This is a genomic window from Novosphingobium sp. CCH12-A3 (assembly GCF_001556015.1).
Taxonomy (GTDB): domain Bacteria; phylum Pseudomonadota; class Alphaproteobacteria; order Sphingomonadales; family Sphingomonadaceae; genus Novosphingobium; species Novosphingobium subterraneum.
Map to the genome: position 1 here is coordinate 41760 of NZ_LSIA01000214.1, position 21821 is coordinate 63580.

Genomic DNA, 21821 nt, shown 5'->3' on the forward strand with positions numbered 1-21821 from the left:
GCCGTTCATCCTTTAGGCTTGAGCACCAAAGGAAGGCCGGCAAACGTCATGACAACCTCGTCAACCGCTGCAGCCATCTCCTGATTGATCCTGCCCGCAGCATCGCGGAATTTTCTGGCAAGAGCGTTGTCTGGTACAATGCCCAGCCCCACTTCATTGGCGACCAGAATGACGGGGCCCCGCGCGCGCGAAACCGCGCGAACCAGCCCTTCCGTGGCCGCATCGGTATCGCGCTCCGCCAGGATCAGGTTCGACGCCCAGAGCGTCAGGCAATCCACCAGCACCACCGTCCCAAGCGTGCTGCATGCCGTGATAGTCTCCGCCAGTTCCAACGGCGCCTCGACGGTTGACCAGCGCGTGCCGCGATCGGCGCGGTGCAGGGCAATCCGCTCGCCCATCTCCTGATCGAAGGCTTGGGCTGTGGCCAGATAGACCAACTCACCCGTTAGGGCTTCCGCCCGGACTTGAGCATAGCGGCTCTTGCCCGAACGCGCGCCGCCCAGAATCAGCAAGTGGGAAGATGCCCCGCTCATGCCCTGCCCCCCGCTGGGCCGGAAACGGATCGCTCTGCCCTGGCCAGCGCTACCAGTGCGTCGATATCGAGATGCTCCTCCAGCGCGGCTGCGATCTCGTTCAGCGCCGCCTCGACAGAGAAGCCATAGTTCATGCCTCCGGCTTTTACGTCCATGCGCGACAACAGCGCGCGGCGCTGCTCCGCATCGGCGAGCAGACCGTGGACATAGGAACCAAACACCGTCCCCGCCGCATTTATCGCGCCATCGCAGCGTCCATCAGAGAGCATGGCAAAGGGCCGCTGCGTACCCGGTCCGCTGGTTCGCCCCATATGCATTTCATACCCGTGAAAAGGCGCACCCATCGCGATCCCGCTGACCGAGCGCAGCGCCTTGTGCGCGTGCAAGGTCGTTTCGACATCAAGCAGACCAAGACCGCGTGTGGTGCTGGCGGGGCCTTCCAGCCCATCGGGATCCGCGATTCCCCTGCCGAGCATCTGATAACCCCCGCAAATCCCCAGGATCATCCCGCCACGCCGGTGATGCGCCAGAACATCAATGTCCCAGCCCTCCGCCCGCAGCGCCGCCAGATCGGCGATGGTCGCCTTCGATCCGGGCAGGATAACAAGCGCGGCCTCTGCCGGGATCGGCTGGCCGGGCGGAACCATGTGCAGTTCGACACCATCTTCAAGTTTCAGCGGATCAAGGTCATCGAAATTGGATATGCGCGGCAGGATCGGACAGGCGATCTGCTTGCGGTCCCCAGCGCGCGCCTTGCCGTGCTCCAGCACCACGGCGTCCTCGCTGGGGAGCCGCGCGGTCGCGGCCAGCCAGGGAACCACGCCAAATCCCCGCCAGCCCGACAGGCTCTCGATCTGGCGATAGCCATCGGCGAACAAGGCAGGATCGCCCCGGAACTTGTTGATGATGAAGCCCTCGATCATCACCGCGTCGGCCGGATCGATGATCGTTCTGGTGCCGACGATGGCGGCGATGACCCCGCCGCGATCGATATCGCCCACCAGCACGACCGGCACGCCCGCCGCGCGGGCAAAACCCATGTTGGCGATGTCCCCGGCGCGCAGGTTGATTTCCGCCGGAGAGCCAGCGCCCTCGACCACGACAATATCGCAAGCCTGGCGGAGCCGGTTATAGCTGGCAAGGACTTCGCCAAGCAGCTCCCCGCGTGCCTGCCGGAAATTGCCCGCGCCCAAGGTGCCACGCACCTGACCATGCACGATCAGTTGCGACGTGCGGTCGGCCTGCGGCTTCAACAGCACGGGGTTCATGTCGGTATGCGGTGCAACCCCGCAGGCGATCGCCTGCAAAGCCTGCGCCCGCCCGATCTCGCCGCCGTCGCTGGTGACAGCCGCATTGTTGGACATGTTCTGCGGCTTGAACGGCAAGACCCGAAGTCCGCGTTTCACCAGTACCCGGCACAGACCCGCCACCAGCACGGATTTGCCCACGTCGGAGCCCGTGCCCTGAAGCATTACAGCGCCCATGCCACTCCCCCCGCCATGAACCACAGACATAGGCAAGCCCGGCGATAGATGCTCAGCCCGCGCCGAATATCCGCTGCCCGGGCGGAGCGATCACCCTCGCCGATCCAGGGCTTGTGTGAAAGGATGCCGTCATAGGCGATTGGCCCCGCCAATCGCAGCCCAAGCACACCGGCCATCGCCGCCTCTGGCCAACCCGCATTGGGCGAAGCGTGGTTGGAGGCATCGCGCCATAGGATCCGCCAACCACCCTTGCCGCACAGGCAGATCAGCAATCCGGCGAGGCGTGCCGGTGCAAGATTCGTCGCATCGTCGCTGCGCGCCGCGGCCCAACCGAAAGCGCGCCATCGCTCCTCGCGATGCCCGATCATGCTATCCGCGGTGTTGATCGCCTTATAGGCCCAGATGCCGGGCAGGCCGAGAACAAGAAGCCAGCACAGCGGTGCCACCACACCATCGCAAAAGCTTTCCGCCAGGCTCTCGATGGCCGCGCGCGCGACGCCCGCTTCATCAAGATCCGCCGTATCGCGGCCCACGACCATGCCGACCGCGGCGCGCGCGCCAGTGATGTCCTGCCGCTCCAGCGCCTCGGCAACGGGGCGGACATGGTCGTGAAGGCTGCGCTGCGCCAGACCCGGCCAGGCCAGGAGCGCGATCAAGGGCCAGGCCCAAGGCCCGGCAAAAGCCACGAGTTGGTTCTGCAGAACCCAGCCCGCTCCACCCGCGATAGCCAGGAGGATCAGCACGGTGACCACCCCGGCCATTCGCCGCTGTCCATCGGAACGCGCGGGATCGTTCCAGCGCCTCTCCGCCAAGCCGATGATCTGGGCAAAGACGCCCACCGGATGACCGATCCGGCGATACAGCGACTGCGGCCATCCCACCGCCGCATCGAGCGCCAGAGCCAGTAAGGCGACCGGCTCAGCCATCGGTCAGCGCCCGATCGAGGCGGTCCAGCGCCTCGCGGTTGGCGGGCAGACCCAGCCGGAGCCAGCAGGGATCATAGTCGAACGGCCGCGTCAGGATCGCATGCCGTGCGAGGCGTTCGAACAGGGCGGCGGCATCGGCGGTCTCGATCAGCCGGAACAGGGGACAGGCGCCGATCGCCTTGAAGCCCCGCCGCGCCAGAACCGCATCCAGTGCGCTTGCCTGCTCGCGCAAGGCGATCCGCATTGTGCCGATCCAGTCTGCATCCCGATAGGCTACCGTTCCAATGGCCAGCGCCGCCGCCGAGAGCGGCCAACTGCCGAGCCTATGGCGATATTGCGCGATCACTGCTCGCGGCCCCAGCACAAAGCCTAAACGCACCCCGGCGAGCCCGAAGAATTTGCCGAAAGAGCGAAAGACGATCAGCCGCTGCTCGTCATGCACATGGGCGCCAAGACCGATCTCTGGAGAGGCATCGGCAAAGGCTTCATCCACCACGAGCCAGGACGCGCTACCTTGCCGTGCCTCCAGCCAACCCCGCAATGTAGCGGTCGGAGTGATCCGTCCATCAGGGTTGTTGGGGTTGGCCAAAACGATGGTCGCCCCCTCAACCGTCGTCAGATCATTGATATCCATGGGACGGCTATGGGGTATCATCTCGCCATGGGTGCGATAGCTGGGCCAGGCATGGATGGCTGGTCCCGGCAGAATGTCGCCGAGCATTCGCAGACCGATCTCGGTGCCGGGGACGGCGCAGACATGGGCAGGGTCGGCGCCGAAACAGGCAGCGGCAGCGGCTTCCAGATCGTCCAGCGCGCCGGGATCGGGAAGCGCGTGCCAGTCCATCGCCAGATCGCCGATGCCCGGCCAGCCATGCGGATTTATGCCCGTCGAAAGGTCGATCCAGGGCGCGTTGCCCATGCCGAAATGCGCCTTGGCATCGGCAAGTCTACCACCATGAAAGCTGAAGCTGGTCATGAGCCAGAGATCCATGAAGCGGTGACCACGAAGGTCAGCAGCAGCGCGGTTTCGATCAGTTCGATGCCCGCGCCGTGGCCATCCCCGGAAATCCCGCCGATCGTCCGGCGCACCTGCCAGCCCCACCACAGGATCAGCAATGGCGTGACCAGAAGCGCCGGATAGAAACATGACGCCGCCAGCAGCGCGGCGGCCCACACCACAATCTCTGTTGGACCGATAGCTGCATTGAATTTTGCAGCCAGTCCATGATGCAGCGGCTCAAGCCGCCAGGTCCAAACAAGCGGCCCGATCCGCGCGGCGAAAGGCACAAGCACGAGCCAGACGAACGCACGCGCCTCGACCAGCATATCCAGCAGCACGAACTTGCTCAGGAGCTGCAAAACGATCGCTACAACGCCGAAACTGCCGACGTGCGGGTCGGCTAGGACAGCCAGCAGCCGCTCGCGCGCGCGCCCTTCGGCCTTGTGCGCCGCTCCAGTGGCATCGGCCAGGTCGGACAAGCCATCGAGGTGCAGCGCGCCGGTCACGGCCACCCAGACAATCAGTGCGGCCAGCGCACCGAGCCGGCTATCGACCAGCCCTCCGGCCCATGCGGCGCCCGCGACCAGCATACCGATCACCAGCCCCGCGGCAGGAAACCAGCGCATGGACCGGGCAAACGCGGCATCATCGACGACGATCGCGGGTGTCGGCAGGCGCGTCAGGAATTGCAGGGCGATGATGAAACCCTTCACGGATAGAGCCCCGCGATCTGTGCCGTGGGCCGCTGGCCAAGTCCGTCCCCGGACCAAACGCGCAGCGACAGCAGGCAGTTGTAGGGCAGATCGATCGCCCAGGTCTGGCGAACGTCGAACCCGCACAGCGCTGCCAGCGCCGCCCGCATCGCACCGGCGTGCGTGACAATCAGTGTGGGCCTCGCCGCCAGATCGCCAATGGCGCCCGAAACACGACGCACCAGTTCCGACCAGCATTCTCCTCCCGGCGGCGCATGAACCTCGGGATCGTCCCAGAACCGCGCGAAGGCCGGACCTTCGAGGTCCCCGGGCGCCAGCCCGTCCCATGCCCCGAAGTCCAGCTCGCGCCAGCGCGGATCGATGGACAGCGGCACGCCCATCACAAGGCCGATCGCCTCACCCGCCAACCGCGCGCGGGATAGATCGGAGGCGATCAGCACCTCCGGCCCCAGATCCCGCGCCTGGTCGACGCAAGCCGCGATACCAGCGGCCAAGGGCAGGGCGTCGGTACGGCCGATCAGCCGCCCCGCGCCTTCCGGCTCGCCATGACGCAGGAGATGAAGCGCAAAACCGCTCACAGGCTGTCTGCCACCCCAGCCTCGGCGAATGTCGCCATGCCGTTGTGCGCGGCCAGCGCTGCGCGGATCACCGACACGGCCACCGCCGCGCCGCTGCCTTCCCCCAAGCGCATGCCGAGCGAAAGCAAGGGGTCAAGGCCCAAATGCCCCAGCAGGCGGATATGCCCCGGCTCGGCGGAACAATGGCCCGCCAGGCAATGCTCGGTGATCGGCGGAACGGCTGCGGCCAAGGGTGCGATGGCGGAGCAACTGATGAAACCGTCGAGCACCACAGGCACGCGCTGGCGGCGGGCCTCCAGCACGGCTCCGGCGATCGCCGCGGTCTCCCGGCCGCCCAGCCGCCGCAGGGTTTCAAAAGGCGTGCGCGGCGCGGCGTCATGAATGGCCAGGGCCCGTTCCACCACCGCCACCTTGCGCGCGATGCCGTCCGCATCGACCCCCGTTCCCGGCCCCACCCATTGCGCGGGCGTCCCGCCATAGCTGCGCGCGCAGAGCGCGGCGGCGGCGGTCGAATTGCCGATGCCCATTTCACCCACGACCAGCAGATCGAGGCCAGGCCTGACTACCGCAGCCCCGGCGGACAGCGCGGAAAGGCACTCCACTTCGTCCATGGCCGGGGCGATGGTGAAGTCCGCCGTGGGCCGATCGAGATCGAGCGAGACCACCTCGAGGTCGAGCCCGGCGGCCGCTGCCAGCGCGTTGATCGCCGCGCCGCCCGCGGAAAAATTGCCGACCATGGCCGCCGTCACGCTGGCCGGAAAGGCGCTGACGCCGTGGACGACGAAGCCGTGATTTCCCGCGAAGATCGCCGCGCGTGCCTGCTCGATCACGGGCCGCGGAGTGTCCTGCCACCCGGCAAGAAAGACGGCGATATCCTCTAGCCGACCGAGCGACCCCGCCGGTTTGGTCAACTCACCCTGCCGCGCGCGGGCGGCGGCAATCGCATTTGCGTCCGCCGCCGGAAGCGCCGCGAGCGCCGCCTCGAAGGCGGCAACGGTCGCAAAAGCGCTCACTCGGCCACATAGCCCGGCGGCGGGGTGCGGGTGATAAAATGGCCTTTCACACCTTGCGGCCATTGCTTGAACGGCACCCGGCCATGCTCGCTCGCCGCATAGTGAACGGCATAATCGAGAATGGCCGTGGCAGCCTCCTCATCCGGCGTGAACCGGCCCAGCACATAACCGACCTTGCCCGGTGCGCGGAGGTGGATGGTGCAGAAGTCGGTACAGGCGAACAGGCAGGGCATTTCCTGCACGGCGACTCCGGCATAGCGGGCATCGCTCTCCTGGACCGAGCGCAACGCCGCCACCAGTTGCGCACCGCCGCGCATCCCGGTGTCATCCTCCCGCTCGTCCGCGCTGTGGCGGCAGGTATTGCAGGCCACGATGGCGGGGCCATCCTCCACTTGTTTCAGCATGGTCTTCCTGTCCTTCGGTAGAGGGTCATCGCTCGAACACCCGGTCATTCCACGGTTCGCGGGACTGCCAGCCGCGCCGTTCCAGTTCGGGTGTGTCGGATTCTTCGGCCGGGTAGCCGATGCACAGCAGCGCGATCAGCGACCATTCGGCGGGCACGTCCAGCAGGGCCTGGACGGTCCGCGGATCGAGGATCGACACCCAGCCGAGGCCAATGCCCCGCAGCCGCGCAGCCAGCCACAGATTGTGGATCGCCAGCACACAGGAGTAGCGGAGCATCTCGGGCATGGTGGCAATGCCGAGGCCGTGCCCGGCGCCAGTTCGTTCGTCACAGAACACCGCCAGCAGTTCGGGAGCCTCGCGCAAACCGTGCAGCTTGAGCGAAACATAGTGATCGTACCGGGCCTGCCCGGCGTAGCGCTCCGCAGCGCGCGCGCCCTGCGTATCGACATGGGCGGCGAGCGCATCGCGAATACCGGGCGAGCGCAGGCGCACGAAGCGCCACGGCTGCGCATTGCCGACCGACGGCGCGAAAGAGGCGCAGGCCAGCAGCGCGCGCATGTCCTCCTCCGCCACGGTGCGGCAATCGAAATGCCGGACATCGCGGCGCCAGCGCAGCAATTGCGTGAAACCCGCCGCGAATTCCGCGTCGAACAGAGGGGGGGCCTCGCTCAGAACTCGATCCCCTTCTGCGCCTTGACCCCGGAGCGGAAGGGGTGCTTGACCATCGTCATCTCGGTGACGAGGTCGGCCGCCTCGATCAGCGCTTCTGGCGCGTTGCGGCCGGTAACGATGACATGCTTCATCTCGTCGCGCACGGTCAGCACGCCGAGAACTTCGTCGAGCGGCAGATACTCATAGCGCAGGGCGATATTCAGCTCATCGGCCAGCACCATGTGGTAGGCCGGGTCCGCAATCATGCGCCGGACCTCATCGAGCGCGGCGCGCGCCGCCGCGATGTCACGCGCACGATCCTGTGTGTCCCAGGTGAAGCCCTCGCCCATCGGCTTGAATTCGACATTGTCGGGAAAGGCCTCGAACACGGCTTTCTCGCCCGTCGACATCGCGCCCTTGACGAATTGGACCACGCCCACCTTCATGCCGTGGCCGATCGCGCGTATCACCATGCCGAGCGCCGCGCTGGTCTTGCCCTTGCCCTTGCCGGTGTGGACGATCAGCAGGCCCTGTTCGCGGGTCTTGTTGGCCATGATCTTGGCCTGCGCCGCTTGTTTCTTCCGCATCTTTTCGGCGTGGCGGGCATCGCCGGCCAACGCTGCCACTTCGCTGTCAGCTTCCATCGATTTGCTCCCTTCGCATGAGATAGACATCCATGATCCAGCCATGGCGCACGCGCAGTTCGGCCCGGTGCGCGGCGATCCTGGGGCCGGCTTCGGCCAGCGGCCCCTGGTCCAGCGCTTCCTGAGCCATGCCAAGATAGGCGCCCCACCAGATGGTGATGCCCTCCGGCTCCAGCACCTCGAAGGCGCAGCCGCTGTCGAGCATGACGACGAGCGTGTCCGCTCCATCGGGCCAGCCATGCGCGCGCAGCATCCGTCCGGTGGTGACCGTCACCGGCCCGGCCAGCGGGTTCAATGGTATGGCATGGGCCGCGGTCAGCGCCTGGATACTGGTGATGCCCGGCACGACCCGGACCCGAATATCCATGCCTCCGTCCTTCAGCCGTCCGGCGATCCGCAAGCTGCTGTCGTAGAGCGAGGGATCGCCCCAGACGAGCAGCGCCAGCCTGCCGCCATCCGGCAGATGCATGGCGATCTGCGTGGCCCAGGCGGCGGCTATGGCCGCGTGCCAGTCATTGACGGCATCCAGATAGACCGCATCCGCATCACGAACGGGCAGATCAAACTCGACGATCCGGACGGGGCCGGTCAGCACCTCCGCACAGATGGCGCGGCGCAGGTCGATCAGGTCGGACTTGGCGCGACCCTTGCGCGGCAGCAAGATGAGGTCGGCGCTGTTCATCGCCCGAATCGCCTCGGCCGTCAGGTGGTCGGGGTTGCCCGTGCCGATGCCAATGAGGTGCAGGTCGATCATTGAGACTCTCCCCTCGAAACGGGGGCGATCAGGTGGAAATAGGTTCCGGTCACATGGCCGCGATGCGATCCGGTTTCGGCGACCTCCATGCCGTCGGCATCGGTCACGCGGGCAAGCGGCGCGTCGGTTTGTTCGACAATGGTCGAATAGTGGAACTCGTGGCCGCGCAGCCTTGTCCCGGCGGCAAGGCCCGATACCGGCGCCAGCAGCTCGGCATGACGATAGCCGAGATGCATCCGGCGCTGGGCATGGCTGGTGACAAGCCCGAGCAGGCCCGCCATGCGGTGCCGCTCGCCGTTCTTGTCGACCAACGCTTCGCCCAGCACCATATAACCGCCGCACTCGCCATGGACGGGCCGCGTCTCGGCATGATGGCGCAGGCCGGACAGGAAGTTCTCCGCGGCGGCGATGGTCCCGGCGTGGAGTTCCGGATAGCCGCCCGGCAGCCAGACCAGATCGGCGTCACGGCAGGGCGCTTCATCCGCCAGCGGCGAAAACGGCAATATCTCCGCCCCGGCTCGGCGCCAGCCTTCGAGCAGATGTGGATAGACGAAAGAAAAGGCGGCATCGCGGGCAATGGCGATGCGCTGGGCTGGAGGGAGAGGGAGCCGCCCGCCGCCGGGCAAGACCGCCGGCGCACTCCCGCCGGCCGCGCTGCGGATCGCATCGAGATCGGCATAGGCGCGAAGGAACGCGGCATAGTCGGCAATCGCGCGGTCGAGGTGCGGATGTTCGACCGCCTGCACCAGCCCCAGATGCCGCTCGGGCAAGGTCAGATCTCCCCGCCTGGGCAGCGCACCCAGCACGGGGATACCGGCCGTCTCCAGCCCCTTGCGCACCAGCCGCTCATGGCGCGGACTGGCTACGCGGTTGAGGATCACCCCCGCGAACGGCACGTGCGGATCGAGGCTCCTGAACCCCAGCGCGGTGGCGGCGACGGACTGCGCCTGGCCCGACACGTCCAGCACAAGCACCACTGGCCAGCCCATGCGGCGAGCCATGTCGGCGCTGGCGCCATTGCCCGAGGCGCCCATGCTGGCGACGCCATCGTAGAGCCCCATCGACCCTTCGGCGAGCACCATGTCCGCTCCTGCCGCCTCGGCTACGATAGCGTCGAGCAGCCCGCCGTCCATCGCCCAGCTGTCGAGGTTGAACGAAGCCCGGCCGCAGGCGGCACGGTGAAAGGCCGGATCGATATAGTCCGGCCCACTCTTGAACGGCTGCACCGTCAATCCGTCCTCGCTCAGCGCGCGGAGCAGGCCCAGCATCACGGTGGTCTTGCCTGTCCCCGATGCCGGGGCGGCAATGATCAAGCCCAAAGTCGAATTGTGCACGCTCATTCGGAGACCTCCGAAAAGCGTGAAGTGGCGTCCTGGGGCCGGAAGCGGCGGTCATAGCCGGGTGCGTAGAGGCTGCTTTCGGCAAAATCCTGGGCCGCCAGCACGCGCCCGACAAGGATCAGGGCGGTGCGCTCCATGCTGCCCGCGACGGCCTGCTCGCAGGTTTCGAGTGTGGCGCGGACGATCCGCTGGTCGGGCCAGCTTGCCCGCCAGACCACGGCGACGGGGCAATCCGCGCCATAGGCCGGGGTCAGGTCCGCCACCACGCGCGCGAGGTTGTGGATCGAGAGGTGAATGGCCAGCGTCGCGCCGGTCACCGCGAAATTGGCGAGGCTTTCGGCCGGCGGCATGGTGCTTGCGCGGCCAGGTGTACGGGTGAGCACCAGCGATTGCGCCAGTTCGGGCAGGGTAAGTTCCGCCTCCAGCGCGGCGGCGGCGGCGGCGAAGGCGGGAACGCCGGGCGTGATCGTGAAAGGAATATCCATCGCGCGCAAGCGGCGCAATTGTTCGCCCATCGCCGACCAGACCGAAAGGTCGCCCGAATGGAGCCGCGCCACATCCTGGCCCGCGGCGTTAGCCGCGGCGATCTCAGCCATGATCTCGTCCAGTTCCAGCGGTGCGGTGTTGACGATCCGGGCACCGGACGGACAATGATCGAGCACTGCCGCCGGGATCAGCGATCCGGCATAAAGACACACCGGGCTACCCGCGATCAGATCGCGCCCGCGCAGGGTCAGAAGGTCGGGCGCGCCGGGGCCGGCGCCAATAAAATGGACAGTCATGTCGGAGATCCTTGGGCAATGGCGCAGGTCGCCATGCGATCGGGGGAGATGTGGCGCGGCCCCAGCAGGCGCGCCCCCGCGCCAGCGCCCGCCAGGGCGGACGCTTCCGCGACGCTGCCGACATCGCGCGCCGCCAGACTGGCGACCGAGCGCGTGGCGGTCGAGACGGCAATCAATACCTCGGGCGCCACGCCGGTCAGCGGCAAGCCCAGCGCTTCGGCGAGCGGAACCAGCGCCGCGACCTTGTCCTGCACCGTGGCAAGATGCGTGACCGGAGGTTGGCCCTGCTGCGCCCTGGCGAGAGCCCCACGCAGCGAGGACAGGCCGGCGCCCGACCGAAAGCCGAAACCCGCGACGATCACAGCACCGCGCTCCATTGCACCACGGGATAGCGCGCGCGCCAGCCGTGCCGGCTCCCCAGCGGCGCGGCGTCGGCCAGTTCGATGCGGAGGAGACTGCCTCCTTTTTGACCATGCCAACGCGTCAGCAAGGCTTCCGATTCCAGCGTCACTGCATTGGCGACCAGCCGCGTTCCGGCGGGCAACCGCGCCCACAGCGTTTCCAGCAAGGCATCCGATAGTCCACCGCCGATGAACACGGCATCGGGCAGCGGCACTCCCGGCAAGACATCCGGGGCGATCCCGACGACGACCTCCAGCCGATCAACGCCCAACGCGGCGGCGTTGGCGCACGCGTGATCAGCGCGCACCGGATCGGCCTCGACCGCGCAGGCCCGGTTAGCCGGATGGGCCAGCAGCCATTCGATCCCGACCGACCCCGACCCCGCGCCAATGTCCCACAGCAGTTCGCCCGGACGCGGGGCGAGCGCCGCCAGCGTGAGTGCACGGACCGGGCGCTTGGTGATCTGCCCGTCGGAGGCGAACCAATCGTCGGGTAGCCCCGCCGTGACGGGCAATGTTCTGCCCTGTCCGGCGCAGTCGATCCCGACCGCTACCGGATGGACGATGTCGGTCAATGCCAGCGCGTCAGCGGATACACCGCGCACGCGTTCGCGCGGACCACCCAGCGCCTCCATCGCATGCAGCGTCGAGGGGCCGAAGCCCTCCCGCACCAGATAATGCGCTAGCGCGGTGACCGCCTCGCCGTCACGCAGCAGTGCCAGCACACGCCGACCCGGTACGAGATGGGGCCTCAACCGTTCCAGCGGTGCGGCATGGAGCCCGAGGCAGGGCGTCTCCTGCAGGGGCCAACCCAGTCGCGCGGCGGCCAGGGCGAAAGTCGACGACGCGGGATACGCCAGCCACTCGTCTGAATCGAGAAGCTGCGTCACGCTGGTCCCCGCGCCGAACCAGAAGGGATCTCCCGAAGCCAGCATCGCCACGCGCCGCCCGCGATGTTCCATCAGGCGCGCAATCCCGTCAGCAAAGGGCACTGGCCATTCGATCGTGGGGCAGGTAATCGCGGGCAGCAGCGAGAGGTGCCGGGCCGATCCCACGACCAGTTCGGCCTGCGCCAGCGCGGCACGTGCCGCGAGGCCGAGGCCATCCGCCCCGTCCTCGCCGATGCCGATGATCGTCAACCACGGTATGTGCCGAAACTGGGGAGCCGCGTCAGCCATGCCGAATGTCCTTCTGCTGGGCGGCACGACCGAGGCGAGCGCCCTCGCCCGCCTGCTCGCGGCACAGGGCGTCGCGGCGACGCTCAGCTATGCGGGCCGCACCGAGACTCCCCGCGCGCAGCCGGTGCCGGTGCGTGTCGGAGGCTTCGGCGGCGTTACGGGGTTGGCCGATTATCTGCGCAACCATCGAGTGACCCATCTGGTGGACGCGACACATCCCTTCGCCGCGACGATGAGCGCTCATGCCGTGGATGCGGCCCGGCAGGCCGGCGTCGCCCATGTCGCGCTGACCCGTCCGGCCTGGGAGCCGATCCCCGGAGACTGCTGGACCCGCGTTCCGGACATCGACGGCGCGGTCGCGGCGCTGAACGGGCCGGGCCGCCACGTCATGCTGGCGCTGGGGCGGATGCATGTGGAAATGTTCGCTGCCCAGCCGCAGCATCATTATCTGCTGCGCTTCGTGGACACTCCGGAACGCCCGCCCGCTCTGCCCCATCATAGCCTGATCGTCGATCGCGGCCCCTTTACGGTCGCCGGGGACAGCAGCCTGATGCAGCGCCATGCCATCGACCTGGTGGTGTGCAAGAACGCTGGCGGTCAAGGCGCCGAGGCCAAACTGCTCGCCGCGCGGCAACTCGGCTTGCCGGTGCTGATGATCGACCGCCCCGCCATTCCAGACCGGACAGAGGTCTCTCGCCCCGCGGATGTCCTCGCATGGTTGGTCCATGGCCTCGGTCACGATGCCAGCCCGGACGCCGAACGCGGCGTATAGAGGATCGGGCCGATCGCCCGTTCGATCACGCGGGTCAGGCTCGACCCGACGATGACCATGGTGCGCATGTCGGCCATGTCGGCAGTGGCCTGGCCCAAGGGCACGATCCGCAATTGCTCTTCCGGCGTGGACACGGCGCGGGCGAACAGGACCGGGCGATCATCGCCACACACCGCGCGCAGCAGGTCCAGCACCCGCGCGAAACCCTCCGGCCGGGCCTTCGATCTCGGGTTGTAGAAGGCCATGGCGAAATCGGCCTCCACCGCCAGTCGCACCCGCTTTTCGATCAGTGACCACGGCTTGAGATTGTCCGACAGGTTGATGGCGCAGAAATCATGCCCCAGGGGCGCACCCGCCCGGGCGCTGGCCGCCAGCATGGCGGTAATGCCGGGCAGCACCCGGATGTCGATATCGCGCCAATTGGTCGGGCCGGCCTCCAGCGCCTCGAATAGGGCGGCGGCCATCGCGAAAACACCTGGGTCGCCGGAGGACACGACGACCACGCGCCGCCCCCGCGCCGCCAGTTCGAGCGCATGGGCCGCCCGGTCCAGTTCCACGCGATTGTCGGACGGGTGAAGCATCAGCCCTTCGCGCGGAGCAACGCGGGCGACATAGGGGATATAGCCGATGACATCGCTCGCCGCGGCCAGAGCGGCGGTGACTTCGGGCGTGACCAGCGCCTCGTCCCCCGGCCCCAGACCGGCGATGGCGATCCAGCCGCTCATGGTCTGCGTCCCTGGCCATGGATCAGCAGGATCGAGAAATAAGGCGTGACGCTTGTCGCCTCGACGAGCCGGGTGACACGCTGGCCGGGCATGGCGGCATGTTCGACCAGCCAGGCCGCGTCCTCGCGTCCTGCCGCCGCCACTGCGCGGCGCAGTTTGGGCAGGTTGCGGCCGATCTTCATCACCACCAGCGCATCGGTGTCACGGATGCGCCGGGCCAGTTCCTCCTCGGGAAGGGTAGCCATCGCCACCGTCAGCACGTCGTCGCCCCAAGTAATGGGGACACCCGTCGCGTTCCAGGCTCCGGCCATGCCGGTGATGCCCGGCACCACCGCCACCGGGACCATGCCCGCCAAACGGGCATGAAGATGCATGAACGAGCCGTAGAAGAACGGATCGCCTTCGCACAGGACGACGACATCCTCGCCGGCCTGCGCCAGCTCGGCCAATCGATCCGTGCATTCGGCGTAAAAGGCGGACAGACAGGCATTGTAGCGCGGATCGGAAAGCGGGATCTCGGTGGTCACCGGGTATTCCATCGGGATTTCGATCGCGTCGGCGCGCAGCATTCCTTCGGCAATGCGCCGGGCCTGTCCCGGGCGCCCCACCTTGCGGAAATAGGCGACATGACGGGCGCCGCGCACCAGCCGGTCGGCGCGCACGCTCAGCAGATCGGGCGCGCCGGGGCCCAGACCAACGCCATGAATCGTTCCGCAAGACAGGGTCGTGCTCATTCGGCGCGGCTCGCCAAAGCGTTGATCGCGGCGACCGTGATCGCGCTGCCGCCAAGGCGACCCTCGACGATACAGCAAGGCACCGGCGGCGCAGCCCACAGCGCGGCCTTGGATTCGGCCGCACCGACGAAGCCCACCGGACAGCCGATGATCGCCGCCGGGTGCGGACAATCGGGGTCTTCCAGCATATCGAGTAGATGGAAAAGCGCGGTCGGCGCATTGCCGATTGCCACCACCGCGCCCGCCAGATGCGGCCGCCACAGTTCCAGCGCGGCGGCGGAACGGGTATTGCCCATCGTCCTCGCCATGTCCGGCACTTGGGTATCACCCAAGGTGCAGATAATCGGATTGGCAGCGGGCAATCGTGCCCGAGTGATCCCTTCCGATACCATCCGAGCATCGCAGAGGATCGGAGCGCCATCGGCGAGCGCCGCACGCGCCGCGCCTGCGAAACCGGGCGAGAAGCGGATATGCGCCGCCAGGTCCACCATCCCGGCGGCGTGGATCATACGGACCGCCACCGGCTCCTCATCGGGCGAAAAGTGCGCAAGATCGGCCTCGGCGCGGATCGTGGCAAAGGACTGGCGATAGATTGCCGCACCATCGGTTTCATAAACATGGGGCATCAGGCAGCTCCGAAATGGGCAAGTATCTCGGCCGGGCCGAGGGCAGAACGAAGCGAAGGCCCGCCAGCGGGGGCATTCCGGCACAGATCGAACAGGCCTTCCCGGCCGGTCAGCGTGACATCGGCGGCGCGCGGGTGGGCGCAGCCCTTGGCGCAGCCGGAGACATGCAGCCGTCCCTCGACATGCGGGGCAAGGCGCCGGGCAAGGTCGCGGGTTTCGACCGTAGCCTGGGGGCAATAAGGTGCGCCGGGACAAGCCTCTGCCCGCAGCAGCGGATCGGCAGAATCGCAGAGCAGGCCTTCACGGCGCACAGCAGGCGCGCCCTCGAGGAGCAGCACGCGCCAGGGTGTGAGCCGTATAGCCCCGGCTGGCGGCGTTTCCATCATCCCGGCCAGAAACCGTGCCTCCACCCGGCCGAACGGCAGGCCATAGGCCGAACCCAAATCGTGCCGGCCTGGCGCGATGCGGGCCATGGGCGGCGCGGGCAGAATATCGCCCTCGGCCCAATCGGGCAGGACGACCTGGTGCCGAACCATGCGTCCGGCATCGACGCCGCCGCTTTCGCCGAACCAGTTGGCGAGCGCGATCAGCGCATCCGCTTCCTTGCCCGCTGCGACGGCAACGCCGGCAGGGCGACCGTCAGCGCGCAGGATGAGGTTACCTTTTTCGCCACGCTCGATACGGAAATCGCCCGCCTCGCAGCAAAGGGCCGTGGCCCGCCCCGCATCGATGACAAATCCGACCTTACTAGACAGACCCGGCAGTTCACCCAACCGTTGCTGCAATTCGCTGGCGATGCGGTGGCTGTCGTCCCCGGTCCGCCAGTCCGGAGCGACCAGAATGTTGCGTCGCTTTTCGATGGCGGGATCGGCGTCCACCAGGTTCAGGGCCAGCAGCCGGTCCAGCACCGCCTGCCAGCCGGCTTCACGCACCCCGCGGATCTGGAGATTGGCGCGGCGGGTCATGTCGATCAGCCCATTGCCATGCGTCATGGCGGCATCGCACAGGCCCAGGACCTGCTCGCGCGTCAGGCGGCCAAGCCGTGGCTTCACCCGAACCAACAGGCCATCGCCAGCCATCATCGGGTGCCATGCATCGGGACACCAACCCTGGACTGCAAAATCGCTCATGCCCCGTCTTTCCGGCCGGAGGAAATCGGCAGTCCGGCGAGGATCGAATTGCGCCGCGTCCGCCACAACCCGGCGGCGTGAAGCGCGGCGAAGCGGCTTTCCATCGCCGCCAGCGCGCCGGGGTTCTCGCGTTCAAGAAACGCGCGGACCTCCGGCTGGCCCAGCGTGGCATCATGATAGAGGTCGAACAGATGGGCGGGCACGCTGCCCGATAGATGCGCGAACATCCCCATATGATCGAGCGTGGCCGCCAGTTCGGCAGCCCCGCGAAAACCGTGACGCATCATGCCGGCAACCCAGCCGGGATGCGCGGCGCGGGCGCGAACGACGCGGGCGAGCTCTTCGGCAAGGGTGCGGGCCACAGGACTGGCCGGATCGCGATTGTCGAGATGATAGAGCGCCGCCGTGCCGCCCGCGAGCATCTTGGCGGCCGCAAAGCCGGCCTCGTGCGCGGCATAGTCGGCGGCCAACAGCAGATCGGTTTCGGGCAGGTCCTGAAGATGGACGAAGGCATCGGCCGCCGCCACACGCCGGCGCAGGCCCCCAGAGTCTGCGGCGGGGGCGCCGGTTGGATCGCAGATCGTATCCAGCGCATGGTCCGATGCCGCCAGCCACGCTTCTCCGGCAGCGTGCCGGGCATCGTCGGTATAGACTTCGGCCGTATCGTCCATTCCCAGGCCGTAACGGCCCGGCCGCGGGCCATAAACGCGCGGACCCACGGGCTTCCCCGCGAAGGGATTCCAGTCCGCCGGTTCGTCCCGCGCGCCCAACGCGCGCACCGCTTGCCCGAACAGCGCCGGCAAGGTCGGAAAGGCGTCGCGGAACAGTCCGGACACCCGCAGAGTTACATCAATGCGCGGTCGATCCAGCAGCGCCAGCGGCAGGATCTCGATCCCCGTCACCCGTTCCGACGCCATATCCCACAGCGGTTTGGCGCCCAGAAGGTGCAGCGCCATGGCGAATTCCTCACCCGCCGTGCGCATCGTCGCCGAGCCCCAGAGATCGACCAGCAGCCCGCGCGGATAGTCGCCATGATCCTGCAAGTGCCGCCGGATCAGTTCCTCTGCGAGGCAAACCCCTTGCGCATAGGCGGCACGGGTCGGCGCCGCGCGCGGGTCGATCGTGTAGAGGTTGCGTCCGGTCGGCAGCACATCGCTGCGCCCGCGATAGGGTGAGCCGGAAGGACCCGGCGCCACGCGCTTCCCGCCCAGCGCCGCCAGCAACCCGGCCCGTTCCGCCGCGCCGTGCTCGTTCCGGCCAAAGACATGCAGCCCATCGCCGAACTGGCTGGCCTTCACATCGCAGACGAAGCGGTCGATGCGCGTGATCGCCTCGACCAATGTGGTCGCGCTATCCAGGCCCAGTTCGGCTTCCAGGCCCAGTACGCGCGCTTCCTCGCGGATGGCATCCTGGAGCCGGTTGCGGCGGGCCGGATCCAGCCCATCGGCATTGGAAAATTCGTCGAGCAGCGCCTCGATGCCGGCAAGGCCCGCACCGCTGCCGGTCTGCGTCAGGGGTGGCGGGACGTGACCGATCGTGACCGCGCCGATGCGGCGCTTGGCCTGCGCCGCCTCGCCCGGGTCATTGACGATGAAGGGGTAGATCACCGGCATGGCGCCCACGAGCGCCTCCGGCCAGCACGCATCCGACAGGGCAACTGCCTTGCCCGGCAACCACTCCAGCGTACCGTGCGCGCCGACATGGACCAATGCGTCCACGCCCTGCGCGCGCAGCCACAGGTAGAAGGCGACATAGGCATGGCGCGGGCAGCGCGAGAGGTCGTGATAATCCTCCACGCGGCTGGCGCTGACACCCCGCTCGGGCTGCAAGGCGACAATGGCATTGCCGGTCGCGACCGCGGGAAAGCAGAATGCGCCGTCCCGCACCGCCGGATCGCTTTCCGGATCGCCCCAGGCAGCTGCAAGATCGACGCGCAGAACCTCGGGCAAAGCAGCCAGCGCTCTGCGATAATCGGCTAGAGGCCAGCGCAAGTGCTCGCACTGGAGCGCTGTCGGCAAATCCGCGGGGGGAGCCACCGAGTATCCCGCCTGCGCGAGGTCGGCCAGGATCGCCTCGGCGGAGGCAAAAGTGTCCAGGCCCACGGCATGGGCCATCTGGTAGGCCTTGCCGGGATAGGTGGAGAGGACGAGGGCCACGCGCCGATCGCCAAGAGGCTTTCGGGCCAGCGCGGTCCAGCCGGCCACGCGGGCGACGATCGCCTCGATCCGCTGCAGATCGGCGCGATGGAGGCTGCGGGAAAATTCCAGCGCGGGATCGCGCGTCCCCGCTTCCTTGAAACTGGCGACCCCGGCAAAGACGCGGCCATCCAGTTCGGGCAACACGACATGCATCGCCAGATCGGCGGGCGACAGCCCACGCGCTGCGCCTGTCCAGGCGGCGTGGCCCGAAGTGGCGAGCGCCAACTGGAACACGGGCACGCCCGCGCCGTCGAGCGGCGTATCGATCCCGTCGCCGCGGGCGGAAAAGGCGGTGGCGTTGACGATGGCGGCCGGGGCAAGGCCACGGACCCAATGGTCGACCTGGGTGCGCACCCCCGACGCCTTCAGCGACGGGACGAAAATCGACAATGTGTCGAACCCCCGCCGCTCGAACACGGCATGAAGGGCGGCGAAGGGGTCTAGATCGTTGGCGGTCAGATAGGAGCGATAGAATACCAGTAGCACGAGGGGCCGGTCAGTATCGCGCACGAAGGCTTCCGGGCAGACGACGCCATGTTCGGGATGCCAGCCGCCCGCCTCCGGCAAGGGTTCGCTGGTCGGCGCGGGCAAATCGACCAACTGCGCGGCCCGCGCCAGTTCGACCAGCGCGGCCCGTGCCGCTCGCTCGCCGCCGGTATCGCACAGCCGCGCAAGCTCTCGCAGGACAGGCACCGGCAAGGTCGATACCGCATCCAGACGTTCGTCGGGCCGCCCGTCTCCAGGCAGGACGGCCAGCGCGATCCGATGCTCGCGGGCCAGCGCCTCCACCTGTTGCAGCCCATAGCTCCAATAGGGCGTGCCGCCGATCAGCCGGATCAGGACCGCCTTGGCGCTGGTCAGCGTGCGCTCGACATAAGTATCGACCGACAAGGGATGCATGAGCGCTGACAGGTTGGCGAGCCTGAGCGAGGGCATATCCTCATGGGCTGCGCGTGCGCCGTGCCATGCCGCCGCGCATGCTCCCAGGTCGCTGTCCGAAAAGGACAGCACCACAAGATCCGCAGGCTGCTGCCCCAGATCCCGCGGGACGGCAGTTTCCTCCATCCCGTGCGTTTCGCGGAAGATGACGTGCATCGGCGGCGTTCAGCCTTCCAGCACCGCGCGCAGGACGCCATGATCGATAGCATCATGCTCGGCGATGGCGACCAGCGTGGTGCGACGCGGCTCGTCCGGCCGCCACGGGCGATCGTAGTGATGACGCACCCGCGCACCCACCGCCTGCACCAGCAGGCGCATCGGCTTGCCGGTCACGGCGGCATAGCCCTTCACCCGCAGGATCCGGTGATCGCGCGCCAGCGTTTCGATCCGGTCCACGAGGTCGGCCGGATCGGCGATCTCACTGAGCGCGATCACCGTGCTGTTGAAATCCTCGTGCTCATGCTCGTCTTCGCCGTCGTGGTGCGAGGGGCGCGCGGCGATATCGTCCTCGGCGGCGGCGCCAAGGCCCAGGATCACACGCGGATCGACCACGCCTTCGGTGAGCTCGATCACCGGCACGGGGCGTGGCGCTTCGGCCGCGATGACAGCGCGGGCAGCGGCGATGCCCTCGGACCCGGCCAGATCGCACTTGGTGAGGAGGACCATGTCGGCGCAAGCGAGTTGATCCTCGAACACCTCGGACAGAGGGGTCTCATGATCGACGCTCGGATCGGCGGCGCGCTGGGCATCCAGCGCGGCGACATCGGGCGCAAACCGACCAGCGGCGACGGCCTCGGCATCGGCCAGGGCCAGCACGCCATCGACCGTGATCCGGCTGCGGATGGCAGGCCAGTCGAACGCCTTGAGCAACGGCTTGGGGAGCGCCAGGCCCGATGTCTCGATCAGGATGTGATCCGGGCGCGGATCGAGCGCGAGCAGCTTCTCGACCGTGGGAATGAAATCGTCTGCCACGGTGCAGCAGATGCAGCCATTGGCCAACTCGACGATATTCTCCGCCGGGCAATCGGGAATGGCGCAAGACTGGAGAATGTCGCCATCGACCCCTAGCGTGCCGAATTCGTTGACCACCACCGCCAGCCGGCGCCCCCCCGCATTGCGGATCAGATGGCTGATGAGCGTGGTTTTCCCCGCGCCCAGAAAGCCGGTAACGATGGTGACCGGCACCTTGGAAAGATCGGACATTCACAAGTCTCCGCACGCCCAGACGACGAATGGCGGGACTTGCCGGTGAAATCACCGGTCGGAGCGCGACGACGGGCGGGCGCGACGAGGCGCCCGTTACCACGCAACCCGTGCAGCCCCAGCCGCACAGCTTCGTCGCTCAGACGGAGAGTTACCGTGCCGTGACCATCCCCTGGATCAGGCAAGAGCGACCGGTGCGCCGGCAGGTCTCCTGGCTCGCGGGTCACAGCTTGATGCACGCCTTCCCAGACTTGCGCTAACACGCTGTCCAGTGGCTGCCCCTGTGCTCAGGAGCGTGTGCATCGCGCTATCCGCTTACAGTTGCAGGGACAGCCGCGGATTTGGAAGCAAGCTTCCGCACCGCATTCCCGATTAAGCCCCTTGCGGGGCACCGGCGCGATCATCGAAGGATAGGATCGCCCTACCCTTCGGACTCAGCCCTAACCGAAATTGGCAGCCAAGCCAATTGATGTTGTTGCTGCATCTTCTTCGCGCCAGCGGCGTATCTCGCCCAGGTTGGCCGCCAGATGCTCGATCGCATCGCATGGATAGGTCCAGAGCGATATCTGGGTGACGCCCTTCCTTATCCTGGAGGTCCCCGAAACGGGCAAGCGTCCATCCTTGCCCCACCGTATCCGCTCGCGGGACGTGATGCCGAGAATATCTTCAACTTGCCGTTGGCTGACGGGTTTGCACGCTATCTGGAAAAGGCGTTCCCGTATGTCATCGAGGAGATCTTCCGCCGCTTGTCGCGAATCCACATCAAAAACGCAGATTTGGCTGGATTTGACGAAGGTTCCCGCAGAGCGGGACATCAACATCCTGATCGCCGCGTCGCGTTCGCCGCGATGCACGCGAAGCCCAAGCGGCATGCAAAGGTCGAGATCGATGGAGACGATGCTGGAGTTGTCGTTGCGCGTGAGTGTGACGCAACGGTCCACGCGGCTACGGTCAAGCAATGGATTGAGGTGGTGCCGCCTTCTTGGACAGTTTGGCGGCTGAGTTAAGCTAATCCCGGTTGTCGTTATGCCGCCTGTTTGATCATCAGATCATGGGGGGCATGCCCCCCATGATCTGATTGCCCGATCCGCC

23 protein-coding genes and 1 riboswitch are annotated in these 21821 nt (G+C 67.3%); of the genes, 1 reads left to right on the forward strand and 22 read right to left on the reverse strand.

The genetic code is table 11. The annotated features are described in order from the left end of the window. Window positions 1–5 precede the first annotated feature (5 nt). The 15 genes from cobU to AX703_RS16670 are packed head-to-tail and all read right to left on the reverse strand — an operon-like array spanning window position 6 to window position 12402. The gene (gene cobU / locus AX703_RS16600) at window positions 6–533 is read right to left on the reverse strand and encodes a bifunctional adenosylcobinamide kinase/adenosylcobinamide-phosphate guanylyltransferase (RefSeq protein WP_062345649.1); all 528 of its coding nucleotides are present in this window, start codon (window positions 531–533) and stop codon (window positions 6–8) included. Further along, window positions 530–2017, reverse strand: a complete 1488-nt coding sequence (locus AX703_RS16605; RefSeq protein WP_062345651.1) for a cobyric acid synthase — start codon at window positions 2015–2017, stop codon at window positions 530–532. Before AX703_RS16605 ends, cobU begins: the two co-directional genes overlap by 4 nt. Next, complete coding sequence (gene cbiB / locus AX703_RS16610) at window positions 2005–2943, reverse strand: adenosylcobinamide-phosphate synthase CbiB (RefSeq protein WP_062345653.1); 939 nt, start codon at window positions 2941–2943, stop codon at window positions 2005–2007. The genes AX703_RS16605 and cbiB overlap by 13 nt, the downstream gene beginning before the upstream one ends. Next, window positions 2936–3919: a threonine-phosphate decarboxylase gene (locus AX703_RS16615; RefSeq protein ID WP_062345693.1), complete on the reverse strand. Its 984-nt coding sequence runs from the start codon at window positions 3917–3919 to the stop codon at window positions 2936–2938. The genes cbiB and AX703_RS16615 overlap by 8 nt, the downstream gene beginning before the upstream one ends. After that, complete coding sequence (locus AX703_RS16620; protein ID WP_062345655.1) at window positions 3916–4656, reverse strand: adenosylcobinamide-GDP ribazoletransferase; 741 nt, start codon at window positions 4654–4656, stop codon at window positions 3916–3918. The genes AX703_RS16615 and AX703_RS16620 overlap by 4 nt, the downstream gene beginning before the upstream one ends. Continuing rightward, complete coding sequence (locus AX703_RS16625; RefSeq protein WP_062345658.1) at window positions 4653–5234, reverse strand: histidine phosphatase family protein; 582 nt, start codon at window positions 5232–5234, stop codon at window positions 4653–4655. Before AX703_RS16625 ends, AX703_RS16620 begins: the two co-directional genes overlap by 4 nt. After that, window positions 5231–6247, reverse strand: a complete 1017-nt coding sequence (cobT, locus tag AX703_RS16630) for a nicotinate-nucleotide--dimethylbenzimidazole phosphoribosyltransferase (RefSeq protein WP_062345660.1) — start codon at window positions 6245–6247, stop codon at window positions 5231–5233. The genes AX703_RS16625 and cobT overlap by 4 nt, the downstream gene beginning before the upstream one ends. Then, entirely contained in the window at window positions 6244–6651 is a 408-nt protein-coding gene (locus AX703_RS16635; RefSeq protein ID WP_062345662.1) for a DUF1636 domain-containing protein, read from the reverse strand. The genes cobT and AX703_RS16635 overlap by 4 nt, the downstream gene beginning before the upstream one ends. A gap of 25 nt (window positions 6652–6676) precedes the next feature. Further along, window positions 6677–7324 (reverse strand): 5,6-dimethylbenzimidazole synthase, encoded by a 648-nt coding sequence (bluB, locus tag AX703_RS16640; protein ID WP_082635093.1) that lies wholly within the window; start codon window positions 7322–7324, stop codon window positions 6677–6679. Next, window positions 7321–7947 carry a cob(I)yrinic acid a,c-diamide adenosyltransferase gene (gene cobO, locus AX703_RS16645; protein ID WP_062345664.1) on the reverse strand — a complete coding sequence of 209 codons (627 nt, stop codon included), beginning with the start codon at window positions 7945–7947 and terminating at the stop codon, window positions 7321–7323. Before cobO ends, bluB begins: the two co-directional genes overlap by 4 nt. Beyond that, entirely contained in the window at window positions 7937–8701 is a 765-nt protein-coding gene (cobF, locus tag AX703_RS16650; RefSeq protein ID WP_062345666.1) for a precorrin-6A synthase (deacetylating), read from the reverse strand. The genes cobO and cobF overlap by 11 nt, the downstream gene beginning before the upstream one ends. Next, on the reverse strand, window positions 8698–10041 hold the full coding sequence (locus AX703_RS16655) for a cobyrinate a,c-diamide synthase (protein ID WP_062345668.1): 1344 nt from the start codon (window positions 10039–10041) through the stop codon (window positions 8698–8700). The genes cobF and AX703_RS16655 overlap by 4 nt, the downstream gene beginning before the upstream one ends. Beyond that, window positions 10038–10823, reverse strand: a complete 786-nt coding sequence (gene cobM / locus AX703_RS16660) for a precorrin-4 C(11)-methyltransferase (RefSeq protein WP_062345670.1) — start codon at window positions 10821–10823, stop codon at window positions 10038–10040. The genes AX703_RS16655 and cobM overlap by 4 nt, the downstream gene beginning before the upstream one ends. Beyond that, the gene (locus tag AX703_RS16665; RefSeq protein WP_231735583.1) at window positions 10820–11200 is read right to left on the reverse strand and encodes a cobalamin biosynthesis protein; all 381 of its coding nucleotides are present in this window, start codon (window positions 11198–11200) and stop codon (window positions 10820–10822) included. Before AX703_RS16665 ends, cobM begins: the two co-directional genes overlap by 4 nt. Next, on the reverse strand, window positions 11182–12402 hold the full coding sequence (locus AX703_RS16670; RefSeq protein WP_062345673.1) for a bifunctional cobalt-precorrin-7 (C(5))-methyltransferase/cobalt-precorrin-6B (C(15))-methyltransferase: 1221 nt from the start codon (window positions 12400–12402) through the stop codon (window positions 11182–11184). Before AX703_RS16670 ends, AX703_RS16665 begins: the two co-directional genes overlap by 19 nt. Here AX703_RS16670 and AX703_RS16675 point away from each other — a divergent pair. Further along, on the forward strand, window positions 12401–13174 hold the full coding sequence (locus AX703_RS16675) for a cobalt-precorrin-6A reductase (RefSeq protein ID WP_062345675.1): 774 nt from the start codon (window positions 12401–12403) through the stop codon (window positions 13172–13174). The genes AX703_RS16670 and AX703_RS16675 overlap by 2 nt on opposite strands. On the opposite strand, the gene cobJ is transcribed toward AX703_RS16675, so the two are convergent. From cobJ to AX703_RS16710, 7 genes are all read right to left on the reverse strand, one after another. Then, window positions 13138–13899, reverse strand: coding sequence for a precorrin-3B C(17)-methyltransferase (gene cobJ / locus AX703_RS16680; protein WP_062345677.1), 762 nt, complete (start codon window positions 13897–13899; stop codon window positions 13138–13140). The two genes, AX703_RS16675 and cobJ, sit on opposite strands and share 37 nt — an antisense overlap. Continuing rightward, a complete protein-coding gene (gene cobI / locus AX703_RS16685; RefSeq protein ID WP_062345679.1) occupies window positions 13896–14633 on the reverse strand; it encodes a precorrin-2 C(20)-methyltransferase in 738 nt (245 codons plus the stop codon). The genes cobJ and cobI overlap by 4 nt, the downstream gene beginning before the upstream one ends. Further along, window positions 14630–15259 (reverse strand): precorrin-8X methylmutase, encoded by a 630-nt coding sequence (locus tag AX703_RS16690; protein WP_062345681.1) that lies wholly within the window; start codon window positions 15257–15259, stop codon window positions 14630–14632. The genes cobI and AX703_RS16690 overlap by 4 nt, the downstream gene beginning before the upstream one ends. Next, window positions 15259–16389: a precorrin-3B synthase gene (gene cobG / locus AX703_RS16695; protein ID WP_062345683.1), complete on the reverse strand. Its 1131-nt coding sequence runs from the start codon at window positions 16387–16389 to the stop codon at window positions 15259–15261. Before cobG ends, AX703_RS16690 begins: the two co-directional genes overlap by 1 nt. Then, window positions 16386–19682: a cobaltochelatase subunit CobN gene (cobN, locus tag AX703_RS16700; RefSeq protein WP_062345685.1), complete on the reverse strand. Its 3297-nt coding sequence runs from the start codon at window positions 19680–19682 to the stop codon at window positions 16386–16388. Before cobN ends, cobG begins: the two co-directional genes overlap by 4 nt. A gap of 9 nt (window positions 19683–19691) precedes the next feature. After that, window positions 19692–20729 carry a cobalamin biosynthesis protein CobW gene (gene cobW / locus AX703_RS16705; protein ID WP_062345686.1) on the reverse strand — a complete coding sequence of 346 codons (1038 nt, stop codon included), beginning with the start codon at window positions 20727–20729 and terminating at the stop codon, window positions 19692–19694. Window positions 20730–20912: 183 nt separating this feature from the next. Continuing rightward, a riboswitch (cobalamin riboswitch) is annotated at window positions 20913–21140 on the reverse strand. Between the two features lie 29 nt (window positions 21141–21169). Continuing rightward, window positions 21170–21670 (reverse strand): hypothetical protein, encoded by a 501-nt coding sequence (locus AX703_RS16710; protein ID WP_062345687.1) that lies wholly within the window; start codon window positions 21668–21670, stop codon window positions 21170–21172. Window positions 21671–21821: the final 151 nt, after the last annotated feature.

Bases quoted from the DNA above. Each gene is read 5' to 3' on its own strand.
- cobU (WP_062345649.1), bottom strand. From the start codon at position 533: ATGAGCGGGGCATCTTCCCACTTGCTGATTCTGGGCGGCGCGCGTTCG.
- AX703_RS16605 (WP_062345651.1), bottom strand. From the start codon at position 2,017: ATGGGCGCTGTAATGCTTCAGGGCACGGGCTCCGACGTGGGCAAATCC.
- cbiB (WP_062345653.1), bottom strand. From the start codon at position 2,943: ATGGCTGAGCCGGTCGCCTTACTGGCTCTGGCGCTCGATGCGGCGGTG.
- AX703_RS16615 (WP_062345693.1), bottom strand. From the start codon at position 3,919: ATGACCAGCTTCAGCTTTCATGGTGGTAGACTTGCCGATGCCAAGGCG.
- AX703_RS16635 (WP_062345662.1), bottom strand. From the start codon at position 6,651: ATGCTGAAACAAGTGGAGGATGGCCCCGCCATCGTGGCCTGCAATACC.
- cobO (WP_062345664.1), bottom strand. From the start codon at position 7,947: ATGGAAGCTGACAGCGAAGTGGCAGCGTTGGCCGGCGATGCCCGCCAC.
- cobF (WP_062345666.1), bottom strand. From the start codon at position 8,701: ATGATCGACCTGCACCTCATTGGCATCGGCACGGGCAACCCCGACCAC.
- AX703_RS16655 (WP_062345668.1), bottom strand. From the start codon at position 10,041: ATGAGCGTGCACAATTCGACTTTGGGCTTGATCATTGCCGCCCCGGCA.
- cobM (WP_062345670.1), bottom strand. From the start codon at position 10,823: ATGACTGTCCATTTTATTGGCGCCGGCCCCGGCGCGCCCGACCTTCTG.
- AX703_RS16665 (WP_231735583.1), bottom strand. From the start codon at position 11,200: ATGGAGCGCGGTGCTGTGATCGTCGCGGGTTTCGGCTTTCGGTCGGGC.
- AX703_RS16675 (WP_062345675.1), top strand. From the start codon at position 12,401: ATGCCGAATGTCCTTCTGCTGGGCGGCACGACCGAGGCGAGCGCCCTC.
- AX703_RS16670 (WP_062345673.1), bottom strand. From the start codon at position 12,402: ATGGCTGACGCGGCTCCCCAGTTTCGGCACATACCGTGGTTGACGATC.
- cobJ (WP_062345677.1), bottom strand. From the start codon at position 13,899: ATGAGCGGCTGGATCGCCATCGCCGGTCTGGGGCCGGGGGACGAGGCG.
- cobI (WP_062345679.1), bottom strand. From the start codon at position 14,633: ATGAGCACGACCCTGTCTTGCGGAACGATTCATGGCGTTGGTCTGGGC.
- AX703_RS16690 (WP_062345681.1), bottom strand. From the start codon at position 15,259: ATGCCCCATGTTTATGAAACCGATGGTGCGGCAATCTATCGCCAGTCC.
- cobG (WP_062345683.1), bottom strand. From the start codon at position 16,389: ATGAGCGATTTTGCAGTCCAGGGTTGGTGTCCCGATGCATGGCACCCG.
- cobN (WP_062345685.1), bottom strand. From the start codon at position 19,682: ATGCACGTCATCTTCCGCGAAACGCACGGGATGGAGGAAACTGCCGTC.
- cobW (WP_062345686.1), bottom strand. From the start codon at position 20,729: ATGTCCGATCTTTCCAAGGTGCCGGTCACCATCGTTACCGGCTTTCTG.